This is a genomic window from Cellulomonas sp. S1-8 (genome assembly GCF_026184235.1).
Classification (GTDB): Bacteria; Actinomycetota; Actinomycetes; order Actinomycetales; family Cellulomonadaceae; genus Cellulomonas.
Map to the genome: position 1 here is coordinate 1,353,727 of NZ_CP110806.1, position 19,080 is coordinate 1,372,806.

Below are 19,080 nucleotides of genomic sequence, written 5' to 3' on the forward strand. Positions count from 1 at the left end.
GGGACGCCGCTCAGCGCGAGCCCGACGCCGCGTCCTGCGCGGAGCCGTCCGCGCGGACCGCGCCGCCGTCCTGCTGGTCGCGCACCGCCGGGGACGGCACGACCGGGACGGCCGCCGAGACCGGTGCGGGCCGCGCCTTGGACGTGCGCGCCGGCCGGACCGGCCGAGACGGGCGCGCGGGACCGTCGCCCGTGCTCGCCGCGTCGCCCGTCGGCGCGGCGTCGTGCGCGTCGCTCGACCCGGAGCCCTGCGGGGCGGACTGCGGCGACTCGGACTGCGACGGCTCGGACTGCTGCGGCTCGGACTGCGACGGCTCGGACTGCAGCTCGGGCTCCGCCCGCTCGGACGTCGCCGGCTCGGGCACGGCACCGGCGGTGCCGGCGGTGCCGGCGGTGCCGTGCGCCTGCGCCTTCTCCTGCTCCTTGACGAACTGCTCCTCGATCTTCGCGGCCTTCTCGATCGCCGCACGGTCGGGGTTGGACCCCAGCAGGTGCCGCAGCTCGTCGAGGTAGGACGTGATCGACTCCCGCTGGCGGTACAGGTCCTCGACCTGGCGGGTCGCCGTGACGCGCTCGCGCTCGGACTCGGTCATCGCGTCCGTGATCTGCTTCTCGGCGTGCTCGCGCGCCTCGGCGACCACGCGGTCGGCGTTGCGACGTGCGTTCGCGAGCAGGTCGGCGGCCTGCTTCTCGGCGTCGGTGCGCACCTTCTCGGCGTGCGCGAGCGCCTTCGCGACGCGCTCCTCGGCCTCCGACGCGTGCGCCTCGGCGTCCGCGACGAGCCGCTCGGTCTCGCCGCGCGCGGCGTCGTGCCGGTCGGCGTCGTGCCGCTCGGCGGCCTCGTGCTGCGCGGCGATCGCGAGCTCGGCGTCGGCGAGCTGCTGCTCGGCGCGGTGCACCAGGTCGTCGGCGCGCGTGCGGGCCTGCGTCGTCGCCTCGGAGATCGCCCGTCGCGCCTCGATCTGCAGCCGGTCGATCTCCAGGCGGGTGCGCTCGCGGAGCTCGGTGGTCTCGCGGTCGGCGGCGGAGCGGGCGCCGGCCGTGTCGCGGTCCGTGGTCGCCCGCAGCTCGTCCGTCTCGCGCTCCGCGGTCTCGCGCAGGTGCGCCACCTCGTAGCCCGTGCGCTCGCGCTGCTCGGTCGTCTCGCGCTCGGCCAGCGCGCGCAGCGAGGCGGCGTACTGCTCCGACTCCGTGCGCAGCGTCGCGACGGCGTCCTCGGCCTCGGCACGTGCGCGGGCGATCTCGTCGGACGTCGTGGCGCGCAGCTCGCCGGCCTCGCGCTCGGCGGTCGCACGCACGGAGGCGGCGTACTGCTCGGCCTCGGTCCGCAGGGCCGCCACCTCGGCGGTGATGCGCTGCTGCAGCGCGGCGGCGTCGCGGTCGGCGGCCGCGCGGGTCGCGTCGGCGTACTCGGCCGCCCCGGCCCGCAGGGCCGTCGTCTCCTCGGCAGCCGCCTGCCGCCAGGCGGCGACCTCGGCGTTGACGTCGGACCGCATGCGCGCCGCGTACCGCTCGGCGTCGTCGCGCAGCGCCGCGACCTCGGCCTCGACGCGCTGGCGCAGCTCGGTGGTGTCCTGGTCGGCGTTCTGGCGCAGGTCCTGCGCGTAGCGCTCCGTCTCCTCGCGCAGGGCCGTCGTCTCGGCCTCGGTGCGGCTGCGCAGCTCGGTCGCCGTCCGCTCGGTCGCGATGCGCAGCTGCGTCGCCTCGTGCTCGACCCGCGCGCGCAGCGTGCCCAGCTCGCGCTCCAGGGACGTGCGACGGTCGCTCTCCTCGGTCGCGACCGCGCTGCCGATGCGGGCCGCCTCCCGCTCCGCCGATCCCACCAGCTCCTCGGCGCGCCGCTGCGCCGCCGCCAGCGAGCTCTCGGTCTCCGCCGCCGCGGTGGTCCGGACCTCGTCCGCCTCGCGGCGCGCGGTCGCGAGCAGCTCGGCCACCTCGTTCTCCGCGCGGGCCCGCAGCTGCCCGGAGGCGAGCTTGGCGCGGGCGAGCGCGTCGGCGGCCTGGGCGTTCGCCTGCGTCATGACGTCGGACGACTGCTCCTCGGCCGAGCGCAGCAGCTGCTCGATGCGCGACCCCAGCCCGGCGTACGTGGGCCGGTCCGCCTCCCGCAGCTGGCGGTGCGCCTCGGACAGCTCACCCGCGACCTGCAGCTTCTCGGAGTCGAGGGCCTCGACCTGCGAGCGAGCGTCGGCCAGGGCCTTCTCGAGCGAGCCGATGGTCTCGTCGACCGCGTCGCGGTCGTAGCCACGGAAGTTGACGACGGGGAACGGGTTCCGGGCTTCGGGCACGGGTGATCCTCCTGGGAGAGGGGCCCGGCGGGCGGCGGTGGCCGAGGTCCTCCTCGACGGGCCGGTGCCCCGTCGTCAGGATACGCGGCGAGGCGGCCGTGACCAGGGGTGTTCGCCCTGCGGGCGGCGCCCGGAAGGACCGGCGCGTGCCCGCGGCGGGCGGTTCGAGGAGTCCCGCACTGAGCGCGTGCCCGGTTCGTCCCGTAACGTCCGATCCGGTCGTGCGGGCGTGGCCGACGCGTGGAGGTGGCGTGCCGATCACGGCCCGCGACCCGTCCCGGTTCGGCCCGTCGCGGCCCGTCTGCCTATCCTGGGTCGTTCGTCGGCTGAGAGGACTGTGCGTGCGCAAGCGACTCGTCGTCGCCGTCATCGGGCTCCTGGGCGTGGTCGTCATCGCCCTCGGGGTCGCCTCGGCGACCCTCTGGCGTGCCGACGACGTGCTCGTCGCGGACCTGCAGGCGCGGGAGCACCTCGTCGTCACGGATCCCGGGGTGCTGGAGCTTGCGGCGACCGAGGTGACGGTGCGGGTCGAGGCCGACGGCCCGGTGGTGCTGGCGATCGGCCGCGACACCGACGTCGTGGGCTGGGTCGGGACCGACGCGCACCAGCGCGTCACGGGCCTGGCCGGCTGGCACGACCTGGCCGCCGAGGACGTCGCCGCACCGACGCCCACCACGGCACCGCAGGACGAGGTCGCCCCCGAGGGTGAGGTGGTCCCGGAAGGTGAGGTCGCCCCCGAGGGTGAGGTCGCTCCGGAGGGTGAGGTCGCTCCCGACGGTGAGGTGGCCCCCGAGGGTGAGGTCGCCCCGGAGGGCGACGCCGCCGGGCAGGCGGACGTCGAGCCCGCCGCCGTGCCGGACCCGACCGGCTCCGACATGTGGGTCGTCGAGGCGACGGGTGACGGCGAGGCGGAGATCACCTGGACCGCTCAGCCGGGTCGCTGGAGCGTCCTCGCGGCGAGCACCGGGCAGGAGCCGCCGCGCCTGTCGCTCGCCTGGCCCCAGGTCGTCACGACGCCGTGGCTGTGGCCCTGCGTCACGGTGGGCAGCCTGCTCGTGCTCGCGGCCGGCGCCCTCCTCCTGCGGGACGCCCGGCGCCGACGCCGGGGCACGGACACCGACTGGACCCCCGTCCTCACGGGCCCCCTGCCCGTGGTCGGCGCGGACGGCGCACCGGTGCAGCTCACCCGGCGCCAGCTGCGGGAGCTGACGGCGTTGGGCGCCGTGACCGACTCCGGCGTGCGCGCCCCGCGCGACGACTCCTCGACGCCCCCGGACCCGACGCCCCCGGACCCGACGCGCCGGCACCCGGCGCGCGAGGCGCCGGCACCCGTCGGCGCGGGCGCACGTGCCGTCCCGCCCGTCGGCGCACCCGACCACGCACCCGATCGCGCTCCGGTCCCCGCCGGGCAGGCCGGCGCCCGGGCGAACCGCCCGCCGTCCGTCGCGACCGACCCCGCCCACGGCCCGGACCCGTCCCGTCGGCCCGGGACCGTCCCCGGGGCGCCCGTCCCCGGCGCGCAGCCGGCCGCCGCCCCGCGGTGGTCGACCGGTTCCGGCACGTCCCCGTGGGGCGCGACGCCGGCCGGTCCCGGCTCCCCGGCACCTGACGCTCCGGCCCCGGTCGGTCCGGCCCCCGTCGGACCGGGGCGGGCGGGCGCAGGTCCTGGCCCGACCGGCTGGGCCCCGTCGCCGGACTCCCGCGCGGGCGCTCCCGCCGGACGGCCGGGTGCCGCCTCGACGGGCCCGACCGACGGCCCCCCGCACGGCAGGCCGGCGTGGCTCGGGGCCGGGCCCGCGGACACCGCAGCAGGTCCGCCGTCGGCCGCTCGCGCCGCCGCGCGCGGTCCGGTGCCCGCCCCCGGGGCGGCCTCGGACCGGTACGCACCGGGACCCGTGCCGCCACCGTCGTCGGCACGTCCGACCGTGGCGGACCCCCGCACGGCTCGTCCCGGCGCAGCAGGTCCGGGCGCAGCAGGTCCTGGCGGAGCAGGTCCTGACACCGCCACGGCCGCCGGCGCGTCTCGCACGGCCAGGCCCGGGTGGGCACCCGTGCCCCCCGCGCCGGGTGCGGTCGCCGGCCGGTCGTCCGGCCCCGACGCACCGCGGGCAGGGGGACCGTCGCGACCCGCGAGCGGCCCCGGTCCGGATCGCGGCGCACCTCCGTCCCCGCCCCCCGCGACGCGGTGGCCGACACCCGCCGCACCGTCGTCGCCCACCGGACCACCTGCCCCCGCGGACCCCCCACGGCCGGCCTGGCTGCGGGACACGCCCGTGCCCTCCGGACCTCGCGCCGGGGCGGCGACGCCGTCGGAGCAGTCGGCCGGGTCACGCGCCGACGCCTGGCGGCGCGCCTGGGGCCTGGCAGGGACCGACGACGACACGAGCACCGAGGAGGGACGATGACGCGGGCCGGCACGACGACGACCGACACGGGGCACGGCCCCTCCGCCACCCGGCCGGGGGCTCCGCGGCGCCGCCGCGCCGCGGCGGTCGCCCTCGCCGTCCTCCCGCTCCTGGTCCTCGGTGGGTGCGGTACCCCGCTGCCGACGGCCGCACCCGAGCCGGTGCCCGCGGTGGCCCCGCCGGTCGTCTCGGTCGCGCAGGCCCAGCGCGTGCTCGGCGCCGTCGCGGACGTGGTGGCCGCCGGGGACGCGGGCAACGACCCGGCCGGCCTGCCCGCGCGCCTCGAGGGCCCCGCGCTCACCACCCGCACCGCCGAGTACATCCGCAACGTCACGACCGGCGGCGCGCGCCCCCCGACGGTCCTGCCGTTCGACGAGCAGGCCCTGCTCGTCCCCGAGACGGACACGTGGCCCCGGACCCAGCTCGTCGTCACGGAGCAGCCGGACGACCTGCAGGCCCCGCGGGTGCTGGTGCTGCGGCAGGCCACACCGCGCGACCCGTACCGCCTGTGGGGTTGGGCGCGGCTCCTGCCGTCGGTCCAGATGCCCGCGACCGCCGCACCGGAGGAGGGCAGCCCCACGCTGCCGCCTGACGCCGCCGGCCTCCTCACGACGCCCCTCGACGCCGTCGTGCAGTACGCCGACGTGCTCGGGAACGGCGACGCCTCGCCCCACGCCGCGTCCTTCGCGCCGGACGCGTTCCGGACCGCGATCGAGTCCGAGCGTGCCGGGGTCGTCGGGCAGCTGGCCGACGCGGCGACGCTCTCCCAGACCTATACGGCAGCCCCCGAGCCGATCGTCACGCTCGGGACGGTCGACGGCGGTGCCGTCGTCGTCAGCGAGATCTCGACGACGTCCACCGTGACGCTCTCCGCCGCGGGCGGCAGCATCACGGTCGAACCCTTCTACTCGGCGCTCGCCGGCGGGGCCACCACCGCGGGCACCAGCCTGACGCGGATCTTCACCGGGGTCGTCGTGATGTACGTGCCGCCGGCCGACAGCGGGGCCCAGGTGCAGGTGCTCGCGGGCGAGCAGTCCGTGACGTCCGCCGTCGTGCAGTGACGATGCTCGCAGCACCGCGGTGGACGCCGCGGACGACGACTGTCGCGCACAGGGGACAATCGCTCCCGGACACCGCACGTGCCGCCCGCGCCTCACGCGGTCACGTCCCGACCCGCCCGACCACGACGTACCCGAGGAGCCCGTGATGTCGCAGCCGTCGCAGCAGCCCCGCCCCCGGCTCGACGCGCGCGGAGCCGTCGACCTGTCGGCGCTGGCCCGTCCCGCCACGCCGCCCCCGGGCAGTCCCGGGGGGCTGCCGACGCCCGCGACCTACGTGCGGGACGTCGACCAGTCGACGTTCGCCGACGTCGTGCAGTCGTCGGCGCAGCACCCGGTCGTCGTCGTGCTGTGGGCGCCGTGGAGCGAGGTGAGCCAGCAGGTCGCCGGCGACCTCGCCGCGATCGCCGAGGAGGACGCGGGCGCGTGGTTGCTGGCACGCATCGACGCGGAGGCCAACCCGCAGGTCGCGGCAGCGTTCCAGGCGCAGTCGGTGCCGACGGTCGTGGCGGTGCTCGGCGGGCAGCCGGTGCCGCTGTTCCAGGGCGCGTACCCGCGGGAGCAGGTCCGCGCGCTGCTCGACCAGCTGCTCGCCGCCGCCCAGGCGAACGGTGTGACCGGGAGGGTGGCGGCAGGACCGGCGCCCGAGGTGCCGCCCGAGCCTGCGCTGCCCCCGCTGCACCAGGCGGCGTACGACGCGATCGAGAGCGACGACCTCCCGGCGGCGCGCGCGGCCTACGACCAGGCCCTGCGGGAGAACCCCCGGGACGTGATGGCGCGGGCCGGGCTGGCGCAGGTCGGCCTGATGGAGCGGACGGCGGGGATCGACCTACGCGCCGTGCGGGAGGAAGCCGCGGCCCGACCCGACGACGTCGACGCGCAGCTCGCGGTCGCGGACGTCGACGTGTTCGGCGGCGCCGTCGAGGACGCCTTCGACCGGCTCGTGGAGCTCGTCCGGCGGACGGCCGGCGACGAGCGCGAGCGGGTCCGGCTGCGTCTGGTGGACCTGTTCGAGCTGCTCGGGACGGACGACCCCCGTGTCGTCGCGGCGCGCCGCGCACTCACGTCCGCGCTGTACTGACGCGCAGGCCCGCCAGGCAGGACCGGCGGGCGGCGGGCAGGACCGACGAGCAGGACCGACAAGCTGGCCCGTCGGACGGCAGGCCGGCGGAGCGAGGCTGTCGACGATCGACGAGTCGGTCAACGGACCGCCCCCGCCTGAAGCCGCACGTCGCAGGCCTGTTCCGGGGCATTTGCGGACCGGTTCCGGGCGCGGTGCGACAGGGGACTTGCGCCGGGGGCCGGCGCTGCGTAACGTACTCCCGGCCGCCCGGCAGGGAGGAACGGACACCGAGCTCAGCTCGATGGTCGGTCCCCCGGGACGGCACCCCACAGCACTCTGAACGGCGTCCTTCGTCGTGCTCAGTGGTGCCGGGGGAGGGCGCGACCGGATCGCCGAGGCACCGAACAGGTGCCGCGCGGATCAGGTACGTTGCTCCAGCCGCAGCAGCCCTTCGGGGGTGGTGCGGACCGGGTCCACGGATCAGGTACGGTCATCCAGCCGCAGCAGCCCTCCGGGGCAGGTGCGGACGGAGCCGACCGGGTCCATGTACCCAGGTGAACGCGACAACCGAGCCACAGAGGCGAAGTTGACCGGGAGCCGCAGATCGGCTAAGTTAGAACGGTTGCCTCCACACCGGGTCGAAAGGCCAGGATGGATGCGCGTCTGTTCCTTGAGAACTCAACAGTGTGCCAAGTAGTCGATGCCATATTTTTGGTGTCGAGCTCAGGTCAGGTCCACCCCGTGGGTCTGGTCTGGGATGATGCCAGATTGATGCCCCAATCTTGGGGTTCTTTGTTGTGTCTGTTGCTTGTCGGCTTTGGTCGGTGGGTGGCTGTTTGACATTTACGGAGAGTTTGATTCTGGCTCAGGACGAACGCTGGCGGCGTGCTTAACACATGCAAGTCGAACGGTGACGACCAGCTTGCTGGTCTGATCAGTGGCGAACGGGTGAGTAACACGTGAGCAACCTACCCTTCACTCTGGGATAAGCCTTGGAAACGAGGTCTAATACCGGATATGAGACGCACAGGCATCTGTAGCGTCTGGAAAGATTTATCGGTGGAGGATGGGCTCGCGGCCTATCAGCTTGTTGGTGGGGTAAAGGCCCACCAAGGCGACGACGGGTAGCCGGCCTGAGAGGGCGACCGGCCACACTGGGACTGAGACACGGCCCAGACTCCTACGGGAGGCAGCAGTGGGGAATATTGCACAATGGGCGCAAGCCTGATGCAGCGACGCCGCGTGCGGGATGACGGCCTTCGGGTTGTAAACCGCTTTCAGCAGGGAAGAAGCGAAAGTGACGGTACCTGCAGAAGAAGCGCCGGCTAACTACGTGCCAGCAGCCGCGGTAATACGTAGGGCGCAAGCGTTGTCCGGAATTATTGGGCGTAAAGAGCTCGTAGGCGGTTTGTCACGTCTGCTGTGAAAACCTCAGGCTCAACCTGGGGCTTGCAGTGGGTACGGGCAGACTAGAGTGCGGTAGGGGTGACTGGAATTCCTGGTGTAGCGGTGGAATGCGCAGATATCAGGAGGAACACCGATGGCGAAGGCAGGTCACTGGGCCGCAACTGACGCTGAGGAGCGAAAGCATGGGGAGCGAACAGGATTAGATACCCTGGTAGTCCATGCCGTAAACGTTGGGCACTAGGTGTGGGGTCCATTCCACGGATTCCGTGCCGCAGCAAACGCATTAAGTGCCCCGCCTGGGGAGTACGGCCGCAAGGCTAAAACTCAAAGAAATTGACGGGGGCCCGCACAAGCGGCGGAGCATGCGGATTAATTCGATGCAACGCGAAGAACCTTACCAAGGCTTGACATACACCGGAAAAGTGCAGAGATGTGCTCCCCGCAAGGTCGGTGTACAGGTGGTGCATGGTTGTCGTCAGCTCGTGTCGTGAGATGTTGGGTTAAGTCCCGCAACGAGCGCAACCCTCGTCCCATGTTGCCAGCGGGTTATGCCGGGGACTCATGGGAGACTGCCGGGGTCAACTCGGAGGAAGGTGGGGATGACGTCAAATCATCATGCCCCTTATGTCTTGGGCTTCACGCATGCTACAATGGCCGGTACAAAGGGCTGCGATACCGCGAGGTGGAGCGAATCCCAAAAGCCGGTCTCAGTTCGGATTGGGGTCTGCAACTCGACCCCATGAAGTCGGAGTCGCTAGTAATCGCAGATCAGCAACGCTGCGGTGAATACGTTCCCGGGCCTTGTACACACCGCCCGTCAAGTCATGAAAGTCGGTAACACCCGAAGCCGATGGCCCAACCTTTTGGGGGGAGTCGTCGAAGGTGGGACTGGCGATTAGGACTAAGTCGTAACAAGGTAGCCGTACCGGAAGGTGCGGCTGGATCACCTCCTTTCTAAGGAGCATCTGGCACCGGGTCGTCCTGTCATGGGGTGGCTTGCGGTGTCCAGGCCCACGCCCCCGCCGCATGTGTGGGGGTGGTGCTCACGGGTGGAACATCGACTACTGGTCGGCTCGTCGAGTCGGTGGCTCCTAGTACGCCCGCAGCTTGCTGTGGGGAGGGAACGGAAGGTCATCGGTGAGGTTCGGGTCGGCTTGGCACGCTGTTGGGTCCTGAGGGAACAGCCCTGTTGGGGTGTTGCCTTGGTCGGGATCGTCTGGTCCGGTCGAACCGCCGGCTCATGGCCGGGTGTCCGTCTTCCTTCGGGGGGGTGGGCACCTTGCACTGTGAGCTGGTAGGCGCTGGGACATCAGGTGGTGACCGGTGGTTGCTTGAGAACTGCACAGTGGACGCGAGCATCTTTGAATGATCTATGTGGTCAAGTTTATAAGTGCACAGGGTGGATGCCTTGGCACCAGGAGCCGAAGAAGGACGTAGTAGCCTGCGATAAGCCTCGGGGAGTTGGCAAACGAACCGTGATCCGAGGATTTCCGAATGGGGAAACCCCGCACGAGTCATGTCGTGTGACCCGCACCTGAATATATAGGGTGCGTGGAGGGAACGCCGGGAAGTGAAACATCTCAGTACCGGCAGGAAGAGATATTCCGTGAGTAGTGGCGAGCGAAAGCGGATCAGGCCAAACCGAGCGCGTGTGATAGCCGGCAGGCGTTGCGCGTTCGGGGTTGTGGGACCTTTCAGTGAGGGCTGCCGCCTTCGCAGGGAGTCAGAAAGCCGCGTTATAGTCGAAGGGTCTTGAAAGGCCCGGCACAGAGGGTGTTACCCCCGTAGACGAAATGACGCGGCCTCCCGAAGGGGATCCCAAGTAGCTCCGGGCCCGAGAAACCCGGAGTGAATCCGCACAGACCACTGTGTAAGCCTAAATACTACCTGGTGACCGATAGCGGACAAGTACCGTGAGGGAAAGGTGAAAAGTACCCCGGGAGGGGAGTGAAATAGTACCTGAAACCGTGTGCATACAATCCGTCGGAGCCTCCCTAGCAGGGGTGACGGCGTGCCTTTTGAAGAATGAGCCTGCGAGTTAGTGGTACGTGGCGAGGTTAACCCGTGTGGGGAAGCCGTAGCGAAAGCGAGTCCGAATAGGGCGACCGTAGTCGCGTGCTCTAGACCCGAAGCGAAGTGATCTAGCCATGGGCAGGGTGAAGCGCGGGTAAGACCGCGTGGAGGCCCGAACCCACCAGGGTTGAAAACCTGGGGGATGACCTGTGGTTAGGGGTGAAAGGCCAATCAAACTTCGTGATAGCTGGTTCTCCCCGAAATGCATTTAGGTGCAGCGTCACGCGTTTCTTGCCGGAGGTAGAGCTACTGGATAGCCGATGGGCCCCACCAGGTTACTGACGTTAGCCAAACTCCGAATGCCGGTAAGCCAGAGCGTGGCAGTGAGACTGCGGGGGATAAGCTCCGTAGTCGAGAGGGAAACAGCCCAGACCACCAGCTAAGGCCCCTAAGCGTGTGCTAAGTGGGAAAGGATGTGGAGTTGCACAGACAACCAGGAGGTTGGCTTAGAAGCAGCCACCCTTAAAAGAGTGCGTAATAGCTCACTGGTCAAGTGATTCCGCGCCGACAATGTAGCGGGGCTCAAGCACACCGCCGAAGCTGTGGCATTCACACTCGTGACAAGCCTTCGTGGTTCAGTCGTGTGGATGGGTAGGGGAGCGTCGTGCCGGCAGTGAAGCCGCGGGGTGACCCAGCGGTGGAGCCGGCACGAGTGAGAATGCAGGCATGAGTAGCGAATGACGGGTGAGAAACCCGTCCGCCGAATGACCAAGGGTTCCAGGGCCAGGCTAATCCGCCCTGGGTAAGTCGGGACCTAAGGCGAGGCCGACAGGCGTAGTCGATGGACAACGGGTTGATATTCCCGTACCGGCGAAGGACCGCCCATACCGAGCCCGGTGATGCTAACCGTCCGAGCCTGTCTCATCGTCCTTCGGGACACCGAGGCAGGGGAGCACGGGACCCGAACCGGTAGTAGGTAAGCGTATTAACAGGGGTGACGCAGGAAGGTAGCCCAGCGTGGCGATGGTAGTCCACGTCTAAGGTCGTAGGGTGAGGTGTAGGCAAATCCGCACCTCGTGAAGCCTGAGAGCCGACAGGTACCGTGTATGCGGGAAATGGGTGATCCTATGCTGCCAAGAAAAGCCTCGACGCGAGGTTCTAGCCGCCCGTACCCCAAACCGACTCAGGTGGTCAGGTAGAGAATACCAAGGCGATCGAGAGAATCGTGGTTAAGGAACTCGGCAAAATGCCCCCGTAACTTCGGGAGAAGGGGGGCCTCAAGCGTGAACCGGCATGCCCGGGGAAGCGTGGAGGGCCGCAGAGACCAGGGAGAAGCGACTGTTTACTAAAAACACAGGTCCGTGCGAAGTCGCAAGACGATGTATACGGACTGACGCCTGCCCGGTGCTGGAAGGTTAAGAGGACGGGTCAGCACGCAAGTGCGAAGCTCAGAATTTAAGCCCCAGTAAACGGCGGTGGTAACTATAACCATCCTAAGGTAGCGAAATTCCTTGTCGGGTAAGTTCCGACCTGCACGAATGGCGTAACGACTTCTCCGCTGTCTCAACCGCGAACTCGGCGAAATTGCACTACGAGTAAAGATGCTCGTTACGCGCAGCAGGACGGAAAGACCCCGGGACCTTTACTATAGCTTGGTATTGGTGTTCGGTGCGGCTTGTGTAGGATAGGTGGGAGACTGTGAAGCCGGCACGCCAGTGTCGGTGGAGTCAACGTTGAAATACCACTCTGGTCGCTCTGGATATCTAACCTCGGTCCGTAATCCGGATCAGGGACAGTGCCTGGTGGGTAGTTTAACTGGGGCGGTTGCCTCCTAAAATGTAACGGAGGCGCTCAAAGGTTCCCTCAGCCTGGTTGGCAATCAGGTGGCGAGTGCAAGTGCACAAGGGAGCTTGACTGTGAGACTGACAGGTCGAGCAGGGACGAAAGTCGGAACTAGTGATCCGGCGGTGGCTTGTGGAAGCGCCGTCGCTCAACGGATAAAAGGTACCCCGGGGATAACAGGCTGATCTTGCCCAAGAGTCCATATCGACGGCATGGTTTGGCACCTCGATGTCGGCTCGTCGCATCCTGGGGCTGGAGTAGGTCCCAAGGGTTGGGCTGTTCGCCCATTAAAGCGGTACGCGAGCTGGGTTTAGAACGTCGTGAGACAGTTCGGTCCCTATCCGCTGCGCGCGCAGGAAACTTGAGAAGGGCTGTCCCTAGTACGAGAGGACCGGGACGGACGAACCTCTGGTGTGCCAGTTGTTCCGCCAGGAGCACGGCTGGTTGGCTACGTTCGGAAGGGATAACCGCTGAAAGCATCTAAGCGGGAAGCCTGCTTCAAGATGAGGTTTCCACGCCCTTCGGGGTGAGAGGCTCCCAGCTAGACCACTGGGTAGATAGGCCGGACGTGGAAGGCAGGACGAAAGACTGCCGCAGCTGACCGGTACTAATAAGCCGACAACTTGACTAACATCATTCATTGCTACGCGTCCACTGTGCGGTTCCCGAGAAACCAACGGCTCATACCCGTTTGGCAACTCGACAGCGTTACGGCGGTCATAGCGAAGGGGAAACGCCCGGTCCCATTCCGAACCCGGAAGCTAAGCCCTTCAGCGCCGATGGTACTGCACCCGCCAGGGTGTGGGAGAGTAGGACGCCGCCGGACAATCATTCACGAAAGGCCCACCCCTCACGGGGTGGGCCTTTCGTGTTTCCACGATCGCCGTGCCGTGCCGTGACGCCGTGACGTGACGCGGCCGCGCTGCCTGGCGGCCGGCGCCTGCAGGCTCGGACGACGTCCCCTCGGAGGACGCGTCGCGTCAGCGCAGCAGGCCCCTTGCGCGCACCTCGTTGATCAGTGCTGCGGCGGCTCCGACATGCACGAAGCCCCACGGGCGGCGATCGTGCATGCCGGCCGTGGGGCCGTGGAAGGGCGGGCGTCGCACCGGTCGATGCGCCCCTACAGCTCCGGCGGGCTGCCGGGTTCCTGGTCGTCGGCGACGAAGACGACAGCTCCCAGCGGGGGAACGCGGATCGAGGCCGACCACGGCCGGTCGTAGTGCGCGACGGGCTCGGCCTGGATGGTGCCGAGGTTGCCCACGCCGGAACCGCCGTAGGCCTCGGAATCGGAGTTGAAGGCCTCGCGCCACGTGCCCCCCTGGGGCAGCGGGAGGCGCCACGCCTCGTGCGGAACTCCCGCGAAGTTGACGACCACGACCGCGGGTGGCGTGCCGTCGGCGCCGTACCGGACGTACGCCAGGAGGTTGAGGCCTGCCTCGTCCGACGCCAGCCAGCCGAAACCGGCGGGGGTGTGGTCGAGCTCCCAGAGCGCGGGCGTCGCGCGGTAGACGGCGTTGAGGTCCCGCAGTGCGTGCTGCACCCCACGGTGGGCGGGGTCGTCGAGCAGGAACCAGTCCAGCGACCGCGCCTCCGCCCACTCGCCCTGCTGCGCCATCTCCTGGCCCATGAACAGCAGCTGCTTGCCGGGATGGGTCCACTGGTACGCGAGCAGCGCGCGGACACCCGCGAGCTTCTGCCAGTGGTCGCCCGGCATGCGGCCGTACAACGAGCCCTTGCCGTGCACGACCTCGTCATGGCTGATCGGCAGCACGAAGTGCTCGGAGTACGCGTACACCATCGAGAACGTGATCTCGTGGTGGTGGTACCGGCGGTTGATCGGCTCCTCGCGCAGGTAGCGCAGGGTGTCGTTCATCCAGCCCATGTTCCACTTCAGGCCGAAGCCGAGGCCCTGGGCGGAGGTCGGCGCTGTCACGCCCGGCCATGCCGTCGACTCCTCGGCGATCATCATGATCCCCGGGGTGCGCCGGTACGCCGTCGCGTTCGCCTCCTGCAAGAACGAGATGGCCTCCAGGTTCTCGCGACCGCCGTACTCGTTGGGGCGCCACTGGCCGGGCTGCCGCGAGTAGTCGAGGTAGAGCATCGAGGCGACGGCGTCGACCCGCAGGCCGTCGATGTGGAACTCCTCGAGCCAGTACGTGGCGTTGGCGACGAGGAAGTTGCGCACCTCCGGGCGACCGAAGTTGAAGACGTACGTCCCCCAGTCGGGGTGCTCGCCCAGCAGCGGGTCGGGATGCTCGTAGAGGGCCGTGCCGTCGAACTGCGCCAGCGCCCACTCGTCCTTGGGGAAGTGCGCCGGGACCCAGTCGACGAGCACGCCGATGCCGGCGCGGTGCAGGCAGTCGACCAGGTAGCGGAAGTCGTCGGGGTGGCCGAACCGGGACGTCGGTGCGAAGTACGACGAGACCTGGTACCCCCACGACCCGCCGAACGGGTGCTCCGCGACGGGCAGGAGCTCCACGTGCGTGAAGCCCAGGTCCAGCACGTACTCCGTGAGCTGGTGCGCCAGGTCGCGGTACGACAGGCCCTGCCGCCACGACCCCAGGTGCACCTCGTACGTGCTCATCGGTCCCGCGTGCGGGTCCCGCTCCGCGCGGGCGGTCATCCAGCCACCGTCGGACCAGTCGTAGCTGGACTCGACGACCACGGACGCCGTCGCGGGCGGGATCTCCGTGCCCTTGGCGAGCGGGTCCGCCTTCTGGCGCCACGACCCGTCCGCGCCGAGGATCTCGAACTTGTACCGGGCGCCGGCGTCGACGCCCGGGGCGTAGAGCTCCCAGATGCCCGAGTCGCCGAGCGAGCGCATGGCGTGCGTCGCGCCCTGCCAGTGGTTGAAGTCGCCGATGACGCGCACCGCGCGCGCGTTGGGGGCCCACACCGCGAACGACGTCCCCCGCACCTCGCCGAGCTGCCCCGGATAGATGCGGATGTTCGCCCCGAGCACCTGCCACAGCTGCTCGTGACGGCCCTCCCGCACCAGGTGCCGGTCCAGCTCCTGCACGGTCGGGAGGAAGCGGTACGGGTCGTCGACCACGGTCGACCAGCTGGAGTACGCGACCTCGACGCGGTAGTCCGGGACGGCGGTCCCCGGCAGCAGCGCGTACCAGATGCCGTCGACCTCGTGCTGCGCCTCGAACGAGGCGTCCGCGGTGACGACCACGACACGGTCCGCGAGCGGGCGCAACGTGCGGACGGTCACCGTGCCGTCACCGACGTGGGGGCCGAGCACGGCGTGGGGGTCGTAGTACGCGCCCGCCGCGACCGCGCGAAGCGTGTCGAGGTCGACGGGCACGGGGGACGGTGCGGCCGCAGTCATGCCCCTACCCAACCACCCTCACGGCCTTGCTGCAGGTGGTCGCGCATGTGGGTCTCGCCGCTGCCCGGCTGCTCAGCGCGGCCGGCGCGCCGTGCTGCCGCGGGCGACGAGGCGGGGGAGCGGTGCCGTCGACGTCGTCGGGCGTCCCGACGCCAGCAGGTTGAGGGCGGCGTCCGCGACCTGCACCCCCATGGCGTGAACGTCGAGGCTCATGGCGCTGAGGGGTGGGTGCGACAGGCGGCACAGCGGCGAGTCGTCCCACGCGAGCAGCGAGACGTCGCCGGGGACCGTCAGGCCGAGCTCGTTCGCGACGCCGAGGCCCGCGACGGCCATGACGTCGTTGTCGAACACGAGCGCAGACGGCGGGTCGTTGCGGCCGAGCAGGGTCCGCGACGCCCGCGTCCCCGACGCCTCGCCGTAGTCACCCTCGACGACGACGCCCCGCGCGCCGCGGGCGGCGCACTCGGAGAGGAACGCGTCGGTGCGGGAGCGTGTGTGGGCGAGGGCGGCCGGCCCGGAGACGCGGCCGATCGTCTCGTGGCCCAGGTCGACGAGGTAGCCGACCGCGTCGCGCATCGCCTGCCCGTTGTCGATCCAGACGTGCGCGACGCGCGGCAGCGACCGGTCGGGGCCCCCGACGACGACCGTGGGGATCGCGAGCTCGCCCAGCACGGCCAGGCGCGGGTCGTCGACGACGAGGTTGACGAGCACGACCGCGTCGACCAGGTGGCCCTGCCCCCAGCGGCGGTACGCGGCGATCTCCGCCGGGTGGTCGGGGACCACGTGCAGGAGCAGCGAGCGGTCGTCCGACGACAGCGTCTCCTCGATGCCGCCGATGAGCTCCATGAAGAACGGTTCGATCCCGAGCATCCGCGCCGGGCGTGCCAGCACCAGTCCGATCGCGTCAGCGCCCACGGCGGTCAGCGTACCGGCCGGTCCCGGCGCCCCGTCGTCCGCGCTGACGTGCACGGACGCATCCGTCACGCCCCGGCGACGTGGGTGACCGGGCGGGGCTCGTCCGGCACGCGGCGCGTCACGACGACGTCGTTGGCGCTGCGCAGCACGGGTGCCGTGGTGAGCACGGCGGCGTCGAGCGTCGCGGACGTGCGGACCCGGAAGGTCGCACGGGTGCCCGCGGGCAGCGTGACCAGCGCGTCGTCGACGGTCGCGTCGGGGTCGAGCCGGTCGACCAGGAGCGTGAGGTCGCGCACCAGCGCGCGCGCCGTGACCACGACCTCGTACCCGTCCTGGACCGGGTGCACGCGCGCGTCGAACGGTGCGGGGTCGAGCGCCAGGTCGACGTCCTCGAGCCAGGTGTGCACCGCGCGGCGGCGGTCGAGGGTCACGACGAGCACCTCGCGCGTCGGGTCGTCCGGTGTCCGCAGCGCCGCTGCGACGGGGAAGGTGCCCACCGACCATGCGCCGACCGTCAGCGGCCGCTCCGCGCGGGCGAGGACGTGCCCGTCGAGCGTCTGGCGTTCGAGCACCGCCGTGGCCTTCCACAGGGTGGGGGTGTCGTTGACGACGACCAGCACCTCACGCCCGTCGCGCGGCTGGACGGTCACCATGCGCTCGGCGAACGCCGCCCGCATGGCCCACCACGACGGCTTGGGCCGGCCGTCGCCGTCGATCGCGGCCCAGGAGGTGACCGGCCAGCAGTCGTTGAGCTGCCACACGATCGCCCCGGCGGTGGTCGGCCACCACGAGCGGTAGTGCTCGATCGCGAACCGCACGGCGCGCGCCTGGTTGAGCTGCGCCGCCCACAGCCAGTCAATGAAGTCGTGCGGGACGCCCAGGTGCGGTGCCATGCCGCGGTCCAGCTTGCGGTTCCCGTCCTCGGCCTTCTGGTGCAGCAGGAACGTCGGGTGCTCCTTGCGTGCGACGGTGCCGTCCTCCGCGCGGACCGCGCGTTGCAGCGTCGTCCACGTCGGCGGACCCTGGAAGCCGAACTCCGAGCAGAACCGGGGGACCTCGTCGCGGTACGCGGTGTAGTCGATGCGGTTCCACACGTCCCACTGGTGGTGGGTGCCGTGGCCGAGGTCGTTGGGGTGGACGTCGTGCAGGTCCAGGTTCGGGGACGCCGGGCTGTTCGCGAGGTACGGGCGCGTGGGGTCGAGCTCGGCGACGATCGTGGGCAGCAGCTCGGTCGCGTACCGACGACCCCAGGTGCGGCCCTCGAGCTCGGCCTCCCACCCCCAGTCGCGGAAGCCCCACAGGTTCTCGTTGCCGCCGTTCCACAGCACGAGGGACGGGTGCGGCGTCAGGCGCGCGACGTGCTCGCGGGCCTCGGCCTCGATCTCCTCCCACAGGGGGGACTCCTCGGGGTACGCGGCACACGCGAGCAGGAAGTCCTGCCAGACGAGCAGGCCGCGCTCGTCGCACAGCTCGTAGAAGTCCTCGGACTCGTAGCGGCCGCCACCCCACACCCGCAGGAGGTTGAGGTGCGCGCCGAGCGCCTGGTCGAGCCGCTCGGCGAGCCGCCCGCGGGTGAGGCGGGTCAGCAGGTGGTCGTCGGGGATCCAGTTGGCGCCGCGCACGAACAGGGGGCGGCCGTTGACGCGCAGGGTGAACGCGGACCCGTGGTCGTCGGGCGCGGTGTCGAGCTCGACCGAGCGGAAGCCGATCCGGCGCGACCACGTGCCCAGCACGGGTCCGGTGCCGCGAGGTCCGGCCGGTGCGGCAGGGTCGGCCGCGCGCAGCTCGACCCGCAGGTCGTGCAGCGGCTGCGCGCCGTGGCCGACGGGCCACCACAGGGGCGCGTGCGGCACCTCGAGCCGCACGGTGGCGGCCGTGGCCCCGGACGCGACCTCGACGACGGCGTCGGCGCCCGCGACGCGCGCCGTCACGACGAGCCGTCCGTCGCCGCCGGCCAGGCCAGAGCGCTCGATCTCGACCACGACCCGCACGACCCCCGTGCCGTCGGGCTGGACGGTGACGAGCGGCCGCACGGACGCGAGACGTGCGGCGCGCCACCGTTCGAGCCGCACCGGACGCCACAGCCCGGCGGTCTGCAGGTCCGGCCCCCAGTCCCAGCCGAACGAGCACGCCATCTTGCGCACCATGTTGAACGGCTGGGGGTAGGCCGCAGGGCGGGGGCCGAGCCGTGCGGCCTCGGCCTCGGCGTAGGTGAGGGCGGAGGTGAGCGCGACGCGCAGCACCTGCGCGCCGGGACGCAGGTGGTCGCGCAGGTCGACGCGGTAGGTGCGGTGCTGGTTCGCCGTGCGGGCCAGGACCACGCCGTCGAGGAGGACGTCGGCGACGGTGTCGACGCCCTCGAGCACGAGGTCGACGCGCTCGCCCGGCCCTGCCGGTGCGGCGCCCAGCGTCCGCTCGTACGCCCAGTCGACGCGGCGCATCCAGGCGAGCTGCTCCTCGTTGCGGTCGAGGTACGGGTCCGGGACGAGGCCCGCGTCGAGCAGGTGGGTGTGGCTGGTGCCGGGGACGCGGACGCGCAGGCCGGTGCGGAGCGTGTCGGCGAGGGGACGCGGCAGGTCAGGGGGCAGGGTGTCGGCTGCCGCGGTCAGCGTCCAGCCGTCGTCGAGAGGGTCGTGGATCATGTGCGTGGTGCTCCTGGGTCCGCGGCCCCGATCTGCGCGTCGTTGCGCGGGAAGGCCGTGGCCGACCGGAGGAGCCGGGCCCATTGTTAGGCAACTGAACGAAGTGAGTCAACG

The 19,080-nt window shown here is 70.6% G+C and carries 7 protein-coding genes and 3 rRNA genes; 6 read left to right on the forward strand and 4 right to left on the reverse strand.

Going from position 1 to position 19,080, the window contains the following annotated elements; all coding sequences use genetic code 11:
* Positions 1-10: 10 nt before the first annotated feature.
* Positions 11-2,287: a hypothetical protein gene (locus tag OKX07_RS06055; RefSeq protein WP_265630941.1), complete on the reverse strand. Its 2,277-nt coding sequence runs from the start codon at positions 2,285-2,287 to the stop codon at positions 11-13.
* Between the two features lie 341 nt (positions 2,288-2,628).
* Between OKX07_RS06055 and OKX07_RS06060 the strand changes: the two genes are divergently transcribed.
* The 6 genes from OKX07_RS06060 (at position 2,629) to rrf (ending at position 12,901) form a co-directional block, all read left to right on the forward strand.
* Positions 2,629-4,692, forward strand: a complete 2,064-nt coding sequence (locus OKX07_RS06060; protein WP_265630942.1) for a hypothetical protein — start codon at positions 2,629-2,631, stop codon at positions 4,690-4,692.
* Positions 4,689-5,753 carry a hypothetical protein gene (locus OKX07_RS06065; protein WP_265630943.1) on the forward strand — a complete coding sequence of 355 codons (1,065 nt, stop codon included), beginning with the start codon at positions 4,689-4,691 and terminating at the stop codon, positions 5,751-5,753. Before OKX07_RS06060 ends, OKX07_RS06065 begins: the two co-directional genes overlap by 4 nt.
* A gap of 145 nt (positions 5,754-5,898) precedes the next feature.
* Positions 5,899-6,831 (forward strand): tetratricopeptide repeat protein, encoded by a 933-nt coding sequence (locus tag OKX07_RS06070; protein WP_265630944.1) that lies wholly within the window; start codon positions 5,899-5,901, stop codon positions 6,829-6,831.
* Between the two features lie 824 nt (positions 6,832-7,655).
* Positions 7,656-9,174 (forward strand): 16S ribosomal RNA (locus tag OKX07_RS06075).
* 422 nt (positions 9,175-9,596) lie between these two features.
* Positions 9,597-12,706, forward strand: a 23S ribosomal RNA gene (locus OKX07_RS06080).
* 78 nt (positions 12,707-12,784) lie between these two features.
* A 5S ribosomal RNA gene (rrf, locus tag OKX07_RS06085) occupies positions 12,785-12,901 on the forward strand.
* Together the 16S, 23S and 5S rRNA genes form the textbook arrangement of a ribosomal RNA operon.
* Positions 12,902-13,195: 294 nt before the next feature.
* On the opposite strand, the gene glgB is transcribed toward rrf, so the two are convergent.
* From glgB to OKX07_RS06100, 3 genes are all read right to left on the reverse strand, one after another.
* A complete protein-coding gene (glgB, locus tag OKX07_RS06090; RefSeq protein WP_265630945.1) occupies positions 13,196-15,409 on the reverse strand; it encodes a 1,4-alpha-glucan branching protein GlgB in 2,214 nt (737 codons plus the stop codon).
* A gap of 72 nt (positions 15,410-15,481) precedes the next feature.
* Positions 15,482-16,324 carry a LacI family DNA-binding transcriptional regulator gene (locus OKX07_RS06095; RefSeq protein WP_265630946.1) on the reverse strand — a complete coding sequence of 281 codons (843 nt, stop codon included), beginning with the start codon at positions 16,322-16,324 and terminating at the stop codon, positions 15,482-15,484.
* A 65-nt stretch (positions 16,325-16,389) separates the two neighbouring features.
* Positions 16,390-18,966 carry a glycoside hydrolase family 2 protein gene (locus OKX07_RS06100; RefSeq protein ID WP_265630947.1) on the reverse strand — a complete coding sequence of 859 codons (2,577 nt, stop codon included), beginning with the start codon at positions 18,964-18,966 and terminating at the stop codon, positions 16,390-16,392.
* Positions 18,967-19,080 lie beyond the last annotated feature (114 nt).